This is a genomic window from Methylotenera sp. (assembly GCF_029946165.1).
Lineage (GTDB): Bacteria > Pseudomonadota > Gammaproteobacteria > Burkholderiales > Methylophilaceae > Methylotenera.
Window position 1 is genome coordinate 24,016 of the sequence record NZ_JAQSDZ010000005.1, and the last position, 12,163, is coordinate 36,178.

The 12,163-nt window shown below is 40.7% G+C and carries 11 protein-coding genes; 10 read left to right on the plus strand and 1 reads right to left on the minus strand.

Annotated elements, in window-relative coordinates:
* The first annotated feature begins 4 nt into the window (after positions 1 to 4).
* On the plus strand, positions 5 to 829 hold the full coding sequence (gene rfaP, locus PSV17_RS02360) for a lipopolysaccharide core heptose(I) kinase RfaP (RefSeq protein WP_300479287.1): 825 nt from the start codon (positions 5 to 7) through the stop codon (positions 827 to 829).
* Here rfaP and PSV17_RS02365 read toward each other — a convergent pair whose 3' ends face one another.
* On the minus strand, positions 830 to 1,729 hold the full coding sequence (locus tag PSV17_RS02365; protein WP_300479289.1) for a lysophospholipid acyltransferase family protein: 900 nt from the start codon (positions 1,727 to 1,729) through the stop codon (positions 830 to 832).
* A gap of 154 nt (positions 1,730 to 1,883) precedes the next feature.
* On the opposite strand from PSV17_RS02365, the gene PSV17_RS02370 reads away from it, so the two are divergent.
* The 9 genes from PSV17_RS02370 to PSV17_RS02410 all read left to right on the plus strand — a co-directional run bounded on the left by PSV17_RS02370 (position 1,884) and on the right by PSV17_RS02410 (position 12,147).
* Complete coding sequence (locus PSV17_RS02370; RefSeq protein ID WP_300479291.1) at positions 1,884 to 2,648, plus strand: lipopolysaccharide kinase InaA family protein; 765 nt, start codon at positions 1,884 to 1,886, stop codon at positions 2,646 to 2,648.
* A 42-nt stretch (positions 2,649 to 2,690) separates the two neighbouring features.
* Positions 2,691 to 3,476, plus strand: a complete 786-nt coding sequence (locus tag PSV17_RS02375; RefSeq protein WP_300479293.1) for a glycosyltransferase — start codon at positions 2,691 to 2,693, stop codon at positions 3,474 to 3,476.
* Position 3,477: 1 nt separating this feature from the next.
* Positions 3,478 to 4,371, plus strand: a complete 894-nt coding sequence (locus tag PSV17_RS02380; protein ID WP_300479296.1) for a 2OG-Fe(II) oxygenase — start codon at positions 3,478 to 3,480, stop codon at positions 4,369 to 4,371.
* Positions 4,372 to 4,382: 11 nt separating this feature from the next.
* A complete protein-coding gene (locus tag PSV17_RS02385) occupies positions 4,383 to 5,930 on the plus strand; it encodes a lipopolysaccharide kinase InaA family protein (RefSeq protein ID WP_300479298.1) in 1,548 nt (515 codons plus the stop codon).
* A gap of 77 nt (positions 5,931 to 6,007) precedes the next feature.
* Positions 6,008 to 7,726, plus strand: a complete 1,719-nt coding sequence (locus tag PSV17_RS02390; protein WP_300479301.1) for a carbamoyltransferase — start codon at positions 6,008 to 6,010, stop codon at positions 7,724 to 7,726.
* 218 nt (positions 7,727 to 7,944) lie between these two features.
* Positions 7,945 to 9,759 (plus strand): phosphogluconate dehydratase, encoded by a 1,815-nt coding sequence (edd, locus tag PSV17_RS02395; protein WP_300479303.1) that lies wholly within the window; start codon positions 7,945 to 7,947, stop codon positions 9,757 to 9,759.
* A gap of 51 nt (positions 9,760 to 9,810) precedes the next feature.
* Positions 9,811 to 10,437 carry a bifunctional 4-hydroxy-2-oxoglutarate aldolase/2-dehydro-3-deoxy-phosphogluconate aldolase gene (gene eda, locus PSV17_RS02400; RefSeq protein ID WP_300479306.1) on the plus strand — a complete coding sequence of 209 codons (627 nt, stop codon included), beginning with the start codon at positions 9,811 to 9,813 and terminating at the stop codon, positions 10,435 to 10,437.
* A gap of 127 nt (positions 10,438 to 10,564) precedes the next feature.
* Positions 10,565 to 11,227 (plus strand): HAD-IA family hydrolase, encoded by a 663-nt coding sequence (locus PSV17_RS02405; RefSeq protein ID WP_300479309.1) that lies wholly within the window; start codon positions 10,565 to 10,567, stop codon positions 11,225 to 11,227.
* A gap of 23 nt (positions 11,228 to 11,250) precedes the next feature.
* The gene (locus PSV17_RS02410; protein ID WP_300479312.1) at positions 11,251 to 12,147 is read left to right on the plus strand and encodes a glycosyltransferase family 2 protein; all 897 of its coding nucleotides are present in this window, start codon (positions 11,251 to 11,253) and stop codon (positions 12,145 to 12,147) included.
* Positions 12,148 to 12,163: the final 16 nt, after the last annotated feature.

Consider the following 12,163-nt stretch of genomic DNA (forward strand, 5'->3'; position numbering starts at 1 on the left):
AAACGTGTGGATTAAACAATATTTATCGTTGCCAAGTTCTATGCTCAAGTCGGGCGTGGACATGTTTGCTTATATCATGCAAATGCAAGGCAAGGCCTACCGAGATGTTGGTATACGCAAAACCATACAGGTGAATATAGATGGTAGGAGTTATTTTGTTAAGCAGCATTTTGGTGTAGGTTGGCGAGAGATTTTTAAAAACCTATTCAGTTTCAAGCGACCTATTTTGAGCGCGATTACCGAAGTTAATGCCATACAGAAGTTAGTGAGCATTGGTATTGCAACGACGCCACTCGTAGGCTATGGAGTAAAAGGAAAAAGCCCCGCTACATTGCAATCTTTCATTATTACCGAAGATCTAGGCAATATCATCTCACTAGAAGATTTATGTGTAGATTGGAATAGTAAGCCACCTAGCGAGAAGCTAAAGAGAAGGCTTATTGTTGAAGTAGCAATGATTGCGCGTAAGCTGCATGAAAACGGCATCAATCACCGAGATTTTTATTTGTGTCACTTATGTTTAGACGCTGACTTGCTCGCAAAAAATGAAATTAAATTCTATTTAATCGATTTGCACCGCGTGTTAATACACAAAACAATTTCAACGAATGACAACATGAAAGATATAGCAGCACTATATTTTTCTAGCATGGGCATTGGGCTAACAAAGCGTGACTTATTACGCTTTAAAATGCATTACCTTCCAAAAAGTGTATTAGGAAATAATTTCTGGCAGGCGGTCGAGAATAGAGCAAGTAAGCTCTACAAAAAATTCCACAGCGATAAATTTCAGAAGAGACTTGCCGCTGAAAAGTCTGCGATTAGCTAATTACTTGTAGTCGTGATTGCTGATGTCGGGACTATTGCTTTCTTGCCCTGCAGTATCGTTATTTAGCGCATGCCTTCTCAATTTGTAACGAGGGTAGTTCCATAAATACTGTGTGGGTTGCTGTTCAATTTGCTTTTCAATGGCTTTGTTTAGCAATGCTGGCGTTGCAATGGCGCCATCTTCTAAACGTTTACAGTGCACGATAAAACCTTCGCCTTTCGGCAGGCGTTCTCCAAACACAGCAATTACTGCAGCTCCTGTTTTATTAGCTAATTTGCTGGCTAAAGTCATTGTATATGCAGGTTTGCCAAAGAACGGCGCCCATTCACCTTCGCCTGCAGAGGGTATTTGATCAGGCAGAATACCTACAGCTTCCCCTTTTTTTAAAGCTTGCATGAGCTTGCGAACGCCACTGGTATTGGCTTCAGCCAGCGTCACGTCCGTACGCGTGCGACCTTTTTCAATCAAAGGTAATATCCACTTCATTTTCGGCGCGCGAAATAACACGGTAACCGGGTACTGGGAGCCATAGTAAATTGATGCAATTTCGAAACAACCCAAATGCGGCGTTAAAAATATAACGCCTTTGCCAGCTTGTACAGCTGCCTCTACATCATTCCAGCCCTGTGTTTGTTTAATCAGTCCTACGAGTTCTTGCTCACTTTTTTGCCAAATTGCAAAAGTTTCTAAAATGGATTTACCTGATTCTTCGATATTCGATTTAACGGCCTGTTTTAGGCTGAGTTCGTCTTTAAAAAGATGACTTTGTCTTAAGTTTTCTACGATAAGTTGCTTGGATTGCGGCATGAAAAGAAACATCAAGCGCCCGAGCAAAGCGCCTAGGCGATGAATTGCTGGCAATGACATTAAGGAGAGTGGTTTTAATAAAAGGCTAAGCATACGTAAAATCATAACATAGCAATGGCATTGGACTTATCGCATTGCCAATACACATAGCCACTATCGTGGTCTAGACTGATATAATTAGCCTTAATGCATACAAAATATCAGTAAAATTTGACTAAGGCTATTAGCAGAATAAGCACGAATAAAAATGAACAACCACTTTATTGCACCACAGCATGTGGAAACCTTAGCGCTTAATAAACTCATTGATTTTGAATCAATATGGAACTTTAAAGTTGATTGGTTTGAAGAGCCTAACATACGTCGTGGCGGTTGGAGTGGAGTAGGGCGTTTGCAACTTAAGCGTGCGGGATTAGAGCCGCTAGATTTATTTGTTAAAAAACAACAAAATCATGGTCGCCATACCTTGCTCCATCCTATTTCCGGTGAACCTACATTCAGAAGAGAATTTGAGCGGTTACAGTTTCTGGAGCAAAATCATTTTGCAGCGCCTAAGGTGGTGTTCTACGCAGAGTCTAAAGTTGATGGAAAGCCGTGTGCAATTTTAATGACAGAGGCGTTAAGTGAATATGCGGCGCTTGATTCACTTTCTGATAGTTGGCGGTCTAGCGCCAATCGTGCGCAAAAGGGTGAGTTAATTAAGAAAATTGCTACTGAGCTAAGGCATTTCCATGATCTAGGCTTGGTACATCGCGCTTTATATCCTAAGCATATTTTTATAAAAAATGAATTTAACTCTCCAAATATTGCGTTAATTGATTTAGAGAAAGCAAGGTTCAGCGCATGGTCCGCATACCGTACTTTTTTTGATTTAGCCGCTTTAAACCGTCACGCAGAAGGTTGGCGCTCAACACAAAGATTAATGTTTTTTCTAGCTTATATGAAAATTAATAAACTTAACTTTTATAGTAAATGGATGTGTCGGTTAATTCTTAAGCGATCAAAACGATAAGCATTGTTGAATATGGACTCAAATTATAAAAACGAAAATTCTATGAAATTACCAAAATTTAGCATTGCTTTAGTTAATTATAAAACCCTAGAGCTCACTAAAATTTGCCTAGACTTATTAAAAAAGCATATTGATAGCGGCGATTTAGACAAAGATCGAGTCGATGTTTGGGTGGTGGATAATCACTCACAAGATGCAAGCGTTGAGTATTTACGCACCCTTGAATGGATAAACTTAATTGAGCGCGCGCCAACCGAAAGTGAGTCAGGTTTTGCTGCCCATGGTAAAGGGTTAGATTTGATTTTAGAGCGCATCCAAAGTGATTATGTTTTTTTATTACATACTGACACCTTCATTTATGACCCAAGTGTTTTTGATTGGCTGCTGAGCTATTGTGTGACGAATGAGAAAATGGCGGCTGTAGGTTGTCTAGAGCAATTAAATCGTGGTTATTTAAGAACCGCATGGCGAGTGAGTTCGAGATTTTATAAGCATTACTTTCGACGTTTAAAGCTGGCATTAGGTTTTACTGCAAGAGAACCTAAGCCATATAAAGAAGAGTACATCAAAAGTTTTTGTGCGTTATGGAATGCTAAGTTAATCAAACAACATGGATATTCTTTTTTAATGGCAAATCGTATTCCAGGATATGAGTTACAAGATAAACTTAAATTGGATGGCTATCAATTTAAACTGATTTCCCCTATGAAATTATTTAAATTCTTAGATCATGTTGAGGCTGGCACTGTGGGATTAGTATTAAGCTATAACGAAATGAACCGTCGTGTGAAAAGAAAAAATTCTATTTTGAAAAAATTTGAAAGTTAGTATGAGCGTGATAACCCCAGTGTTACCCATTGAGTGTGCGAATGGCTTCGTTCTAGATCAAGTTAAGGCTCGTACCATTGGTGATGAACTCATGAACGACTATGCTTTTGCTGAACCATTTCCTCATATGGTGATTGATAACTTTTTACCTACAGCGATGATTGAGGGAATACTGGCACATTTTCCCGCTGACGCCAAAGCTCACGATAAAGTATATCAAAAGGGCTATGGTGGAACCCATAAAAGACAAACGCTTCCTTATGACTGCGATGAATACGTAAGAAACGCTTTTAGCTTTTTTAATTCAGCAGCCATGCTGCAGTTTTTGGAAGGCGTGACTAATATTAAAGGTCTGTTGCCAGATCCCTATTTTTCTGGGGGAGGTCTTCACGAAACGGCTAAAGGCGGCTTATTAGGTATTCATGCAGACTTTCGTGTAAATGAAGGCCTACAATTATTGAGACGCGTTAACGTTTTAATTTATCTTAACAAAGATTGGCAAGAGTCTTATGGCGGAAATCTTGAGCTTTGGGATCGCGAAATGAAAGCCAATGTTAAAAGCGTGGCGCCTATTTTTAATCGCTGTGTCATTTTTAATACTGATGAAGATAGCTTTCATGGGCACCCAGATCCGCTAACCACACCTGAAGGATTAACGAGAAGGTCGATTGCACTTTATTACTATACCTCTACAGCCATTGCTAATGACTCTGGTGAATCAAGACACACACTTTATGTGGCTAGGCCAAATGACAGCGAGCAGGTTAAGGCTGACGTAAGAAAGCTTGCCAAGAAACGTGAAAAGCGTGCAAAGAAAATATTTAAAACATCCGAAAAAACATCGTTCATGCAAAAGTTGTTGAGCCTGAAAGATAAACTATTCAATCGAAATTGATTAAGCATTCAATGGAAAAACTTGTTGGTCAGGTAGACGACTTATTAATTTCACTCGGTTTAGAAGGCCGTCTAGTCAATTTGGCTGATGGTAGCCGACTAGAAGTGCTGGAGGTTGTGAGGGTCGTTCCAAGTAAGCGCATTGTTTGTAGATGCCTATGGAGTAATGGTAGCAAGCAAAATGAAAAAAAGAAGGTGTATGCCAAGATTTTTATAGGTCTTGAAGCAGAGCGATACGCTGATAGAGATAAAAGTGGTGTCCAGCTGTTAGAAAAAGCAAACATATGCACGCCACAGCTTTTGCTTGATGTCGACTTAATTAATCCTTCTGGCAAGGTACTCATATTTGATGAAGTTATCGACAGCATCAATGCAGAACAATACTACTCAGCTTTGATGACATCTGGAGATATCGCTGGCAGATTTAATTTAATGTCTTTGCTGGTATATGAAGTTGCCGGTCATCACAATGCACAGTTAATTCAAACTGACTTATATCTTAAAAACTTTTTAGTGCAGAACGAAACCATTTACACACTTGATGGCGATGGTGTCCGTCGTTTATCCTCCTTATTTAGAGAGCGCCAAAAGCTACATAATCTTGCAACGCTCTTTTCAAAAATGGATGTGTTAGATGATTGCTGGATTTCTCAGCTTTATGAGCGATATTGCTCAAAGTTAGCCTTAGTATCTAATCCTTTTGCAGAAGCTGAAATTTGGTATCTCACCCAGAAAATTCGTCGTAAAGTTGCAGGTAATTATGCCGATAAGAAAGTCTTTCGCACGTGCACAGATGTGAATGTGCTGAAAGAGTTTAGAAATTATACTGCGGTGGCAAGTCAGTTTGATGTGACTGATTTCCCCATATCGTATTTAGACGCAACGCTATTGAACAAAGATAGCAATCTCAAAAACGGAAATACCTGCACAATTTCTAAGCTATTGATTGAGAAAGCTTCGGCTCAGAGTACATCGCCTGAGAAAGTTTCGGTGGTAGTCAAGCGCTATAATATTAAGAGTTTTTTGCATGGTTTAAATCGCGCATTTCGAGTTAGTCGAGCCGCAATATCATGGGCGAATGCGCACCGATTAATGATTTCTGGAATTGCAACTCCTAAGCCCGTGGCTTTGATAGAAGAGCGTTTTGGATGGATTAAGCGCCGGACTTATTTCTTAAGTGAATATTTAGACGCACCAGATGCACTTCAGTACTTTTCTGCTAACGTAGACAAAGAATCAGCAGCGAGAAATTTAGCCACATTATTTTATAAGCTATATTTGCTTAAGTTTTCGCATGGAGACTGCAAAGCGACCAATATTAAAATGTTGAATGGCATGCCAATGTTAATTGATTTGGATGGCATGAATGCGCATTCAGTGCATTGGTTATTTGAACCATGGTTCAAGAGGCAGCATATCAAAGACCTTCAAAGATTGATGAAAAACTGGGAGCATAATCCCGATGTGACAACCATATTAAAAAGTGCCTTTATACAAAAGTATAACGAGCAATATCCGTTTGAAAATGACCCCATTTTGCGACGTGCGGGTATCGCATGAGATGTAATTTGTATCAAAATCGCTATTGAAGCCTCGCTTTAAGTTAAAATGCTAAAAATTCATTTGAAAGTATTCGCATGATTGTATTAGGTTTATCTGGTGCTTTAGGGCATGACGCTTCAGCCGCGATATTGGTTGATGGCAAAATTATTGCAGCGGCAGAGGAAGAGCGTTTTATCCGCGATAAACACGCTAAAAATAAATTCCCTTATGAAGCTGCAAAGTTTTGTTTAGAGCAAGCGGGCGTTAAACCAGAAGATGTTGATATAGTTGCATTTCCCTATGCGGAAATCCCATTAAGCAGCAGTGCGCGTTGGCACTATGCAATGCGTCATTGGTATGCGCCAGATCGTGCTTTAGATGCAATATTTAACGGTAATCGTCGTTTCCGCCGCAACCGCGATAAATCACTGAAATTGATGGCCGATTTAGGCTTAACTAAAGCCAAGTTTGTCCCTGTAGAGCATCATTTGTCACATGCTTCTAGTGCATATCATTTAAGTGGTTTTAAAGAAAAAACGGCAATTGTTGGCATAGATGGTAAAGGTGAATATGCCACGACATTTTTTGGCTATGGCGAAAATGGTGTTATCCACAAAATTAAAGAATTTTATGATCCTGACTCACTGGGTGGCTTGTATGGGGCGATCACCGAATATCTTGGTTTTGATATGTTGGATGGCGAGTTCAAAGTCATGGGGATGGCACCATATGGTGATGCCAGCAAATATGACTTATCAAAATTAGTCACTTTTGAAGATGGTGAATTGCGTATCAATACCGATTTCGTAAACGTCGTCGGTTTGCGCCGCTTTAAAGAAAATGGTCGTGGACATTACTTCTCGCCAAAATTGATTGAGTGGCTAGGCCCCAAGCGTCATGGTGATGAGATTGATGATCCATACATTCATTACGCCGCATCTGTACAAGCTTTGTTAGAAGACATTGCGCTAAAGATGATTGATTATTATCTTGGCGATATTATTAAAGAAACAGGCCGCATTGCCATGGCAGGCGGCGTTGCGCTGAATGTAAAACTTAACCAGCGCATTATTGCTATGCCGCATGTTAAAGAACTTTTTGTACAGCCAGCTTCAGGTGACAATGGTACTTCATTAGGTGCTGCCACGTATGCCGCGCATTTGGCTGGTGAAGTCATACAGCCTATGCAGCATGCTTATTTAGGGCCTTCTTATACGAGCGAGGAATGTATTGCCGCTTGTGAAGTGCATCCATCTAAACCAAAATTCACTCGCGTAGAAAACGCTGCACAAAAAGGTGCTGAGTTACTTGCAACGGGCAATCCGCTAGCTTGGTTGCAGGGTCGCATGGAGTTTGGGCCACGTTCATTAGGTTGCCGCAGTATCTTGGGTGACCCGAGTTATCCTGGTGTGGCAGATCGTATCAATGCGCAAATTAAATATCGCGAGCGCTGGCGTCCATTTTGTCCAAGTATTTTGGATCGTGTTGCGCCTGATATTTTACAAACGAATCATCCTGCACCATATATGACGTTTACGTTTGATGTAGCAGAACATTGGAAATCGCGTATTCCAGAAGTCGTGCATGAAGATGGTACAGCTCGTGCACAAGTGGTTTCGCATGATACTAATCCGCGTTATTACGAGTTAATCGAGCATTTAGAAAAGTTACGCGGCATACCCGTGGTGTTAAACACCTCACTTAACCGTCGAGGCGAGCCTATGATTTGCTCGCCGACTGATGCACTCAATATGTTTTTTGGTTGTGACCTAGAGTATTTAATGATGGAAGATATTTTGGTTACAAAAAAATAACTTCTTGCACATTAAACATACACTCTATTTGTTTAAAATCTATCTAATTAACTAAACAGGCCGCTTAAAACAGCGGCTTTTGTTTGACGATTAGGCTCAGTTTAGCGATAATCGGGGTTAGTGTTTTTTCTTAACTTAGTAAATTTTCTTATGGTATATTTTCTTAAGATCTTCTTACTAAGTTCCGCAAGTTAGTTATCAAGTAGAGTATCTAAATTATGAAACAATCCCATTTAGAGGTTACTGAACGTATTATTGAAAAAAGCCGCCCTACGCGCACGGCTTATTTAAATCGTTTAGATGATATTGTAAATCGCCAACGTGGTGCAGACCGCCTAGGTTGCGCCAATGTGGCGCATGCGTTTGCTGCCATGCCAGCCAACGATAAATTCAAAGTGGTCGTCGAAAAAGCACCGAATATCGGTATTATCACGGCTTACAATGAAATGCTTTCTGCGCATCAACCGTATGTAAACTATCCAGACATTATTCGCGATGAAGCGCATAAATATGGAGCAACAGTGCAAGTTGCTGGTGGCGTGCCAGCGATGTGTGATGGTATTACTCAAGGTGAGCCTGGCATGGAGCTATCGCTGTTTAGCCGCGATACCATCGCCATGAGTACAGCCATTGCACTTTCACATGATGTTTTTGATGCGGCATTATTACTTGGCGTGTGCGATAAAATCGTTCCAGGTTTGCTCATTGGTGCATTGCAGTTTGGCCATTTGCCATGTGTTTTTGTACCAGCAGGGCCAATGAGTACAGGTATTGATAACACGACAAAGTCTAAAGTGCGCGAACAGTACGCACAGGGTAAAGTTAATCGCCAAGAATTGTTGGCATCAGAATCTGCAGCGTACCACGGCGCTGGTACTTGTACATTTTACGGGACTGCAAATAGTAACCAAATGTTGATGGAAGCCATGGGCTTACATGTGCCAGGTGCTGCCTTTATTCATCCACACGATGGTATGCGGGAAATGCTAACTCGCGAAGCGGTGAAGTTGGTGTTGCAAAACACTAAGAAAGAGCAATTTACGCCAATTGGGCGCTTGGTAGATGAGTATGTGATTGTTAACGCGATGGTTGCTTTATTAGCCACTGGCGGCTCAACCAATCATTTGATTCATTGGGTTGCTGTGGCGCGTGCCGCAGGTATTATGATTGACTGGACAGACTTCTATCATCTAGCTAAAACAACACCGTTATTAGCAAGTGTTTACCCAAATGGTAAAGCTGATGTGAATGAGTTCCAAAACGCTGGTGGCCCTGCATTTGTAATCCGTGAATTGATTGATGCGGGATATATGTTCCCAGATGTATTCACTGTGGCTTATGGCGGTTTGCGTGATTATGGCAAGTTACCAGTGAAAGAAGATAACAAATTAGTTTGGAAAGATCTGCCAAAAGAAAGCCCAGATGAAACTATCGTGCGCACGGCAGCGTTCCCTTTCAATGAATCAGGCGGTCTACGTTTGCTTAAAGGTAATTTGGGCCGTAGCGTCATTAAAATTTCAGCTGTTCCAGAAGATCGTCACATCATTGAGGCGCCAGCGATTGTATTTGATGCACAAGAAGAGTTGTTGGCTGCCTTTGATCGAGGTGAACTAGAGAGAGACTTTATTGCCGTGGTGCGTTTTCAAGGCCCTAAAGCCAACGGCATGCCAGAGCTACATAAACTCACGCCTCCATTAGCCGTGTTGCAAAACAAAGGCTTCAGAGTAGCTATTGTCACAGATGGCCGTATGAGTGGCGCATCTGGAAAAATACCTGCAGCTATTCATTTGAGCCCAGAAGCGTCAGCTGGCGGCCCATTAGCAAAAGTGCGTGATGGCGATATTATTCGCTTAAACGCTACGGTTGGTATGGTCAACGTATTGGTCGATGAAGATGAATGGGCAGAACGTGAAGTTGCTGAGCTTTCAGATACTAAACGTCACCAAAATTCACATGGCTTCGGTCGCGAGCTTTTTGGTGGTATGCGTAGAAATGTACTCTCAGCTGAAGAAGGCGCAATCACTTGGTTGTAGCAGCTTGAACATATAATAAATTAGAGTTAACTTAAAATTAGGTAAAAAAGCATGAACACATTAGATTTAGCCAATTACGGCCCAGTTATTCCAGTTATTGTTATCAATCGCGTTGAAGATGCTGTGCCGATGGCAGCCGCATTGCTAGAAGGCGGTATCAGAGTGCTGGAAATCACGCTACGTACTTCATGCGCACTTGCAGGTATGGAGGCGATTGCCAAAGCATTACCAGAAGCGATTATGGGCTCAGGCACAGTGCGCAATCTTAAAGATGCACAAGCTTCAAAAGACGCGGGTTGTCAATTTGCTGTAAGCCCAGGTTACACGAGCGAACTAGGTCAAGCAGCACGTAAAATGGGCTTGCCTTTATTACCAGGCGTTTCTACAGGCTCAGAAATTATGATGGCAAACGCTGATGACTATTATTTCTTAAAATTATTCCCAGCAGTTGCAGTTGGCGGCATTAATTTACTTAAAGGATTTTCAGGACCGTTTGGCGATGTTAAGTTCTGCCCAACAGGTGGCGTAACGGTTGAATCTGCACCACAATTCTTATCATTACCTAACGTAGTGGTTTGTGGCGGTACATGGCTGACACCCGCGGATGCTGTAGCGCGTGGCGATTGGGCACATATTACTAAGTTAGCCAAAGAGGCGAGTGCGATTAAAGCAGCTTAATTAAACTGATTATTAAAGCTTGAAAATGTAATCAGGGTTTTGACCTTAGTGAAATCTAAGGTTAGAACCCTTTTTTATTACATGAATTTTCATAGTAGTTCGGCGTTAATATTGTTTGGGATTGATAGTGAATAATAAAATACAAGAATATAAATCGATAGTGTTCGACTGCGATGGAGTAATCTTAGATTCTAACGTGGTGAAAACTGAAGCTTACTTTCGCACAGCTAAAAAATTAGGCGCAACCGACGAGCAAGCTCAAGCATTAGTGGATTACCACGTTAAACTAGGTGGAATTTCACGTTATCACAAGTTTGATTATTATCTTCGTGAGATTTTAAAGCAACCAGCTACAAAAGAGGCTATTCAAGTGTTGCTAGATGAGTTCGCACATGAGTTGGAGATCGAGTTAATGGAGTGTGAGATTGCATCAGGCCTGCAAGCCCTACGTGAAGCCACGCCTAATGCTAAATGGTCTATACTTTCAGGCGGCGATCAGCAAGAGATTCGCACCTTATTTGCTAAGCGTCATTTAGCAGGTTTCTTTAATGGTGGATTGTTCGGCAGCCCTAATAATAAAGATGAGGTACTTGCACGCGAAAAAGCCAACGGTAATTTGCAGTTTCCAGCCTTGTTTATTGGAGATAGTAAGTATGACTATGAAGCTGCAAGTCGAGCTGGACTAGACTTCATTTTTGTTACGGACTGGACAGAGGTGGCCGATTGGCGGGAGTTCACTAAAGCCAACAAAATCCAAGTAATGGATAACATTAGTGACTTAATTAGGTAAATGTATCTTAGAGCTTTAATCCAATGACTCAAAATAAACAGCTTTCAATCATCATTGTTAACTTCAATACAGGTTTATATACCGTTGATTGCATAGACTCACTATTTAAGCAGGAGGACATTAATTTTGAAATTATCGTAGTAGATAATGCTAGTCAAGATAACAGTCTTGTATTGTTGCGTGAAAATTTTGCTGATCGCATAACCTTAATAGAGAGTAAAGAGAACTTAGGTTTTGGGCGAGCTAATAATTTGGCGGCTAACCAAGCTCGAGGCGAGTATTTGTTATTATTAAATCCAGATACTGCTATTGAAAACCGCAATGCACTTAAGATGATGTTTGAGCAACTAAAAAATAATGCCGAAATTGGCTTGTTAGGTCCTGCAATTGATGAGCCGAGAAAAAATAAACAAGTATTACCGCGTTATAGTTATCCATCATCTCGATATCTAAAACATACGGAAAAGTTTAAAAATTTACCTGGTGAAATTGCATGGTTACTTGGCGCTTGCATGCTTATTAAGCGTAGTTTATTTGAAGAGATAAAAGGTTTTGACCCTGATTATTTCTTGTATGGAGAAGATGCTGATATTTGCTTAAAGGTTAGAATCGCTGGTTACGCAATCGAATATTACGACTCTGTAAAGATTACACATATAGCTGGAGTGAGTGAGTTTAATGCTAACTCGCTTGATAAATGGTTAAGAAAAAAACGAGGGGTGTTTCTTTTTTGCGCTAAACATTATGATCCGAGAGATGTGCTTAGAATTGCAAAAAAAACCATCTTTAAATCAAATATGTATTTGGGGGCATTATTCATAACGAGTTGCTTGCGAAGAGTTGATGATGTTGCATTTTTAGATAAAAAGCATCGATTACAAGCATCTATAATTGCGGCTAAAGAAATCATTAGTAAATAACTTAGCCGAGTACTCT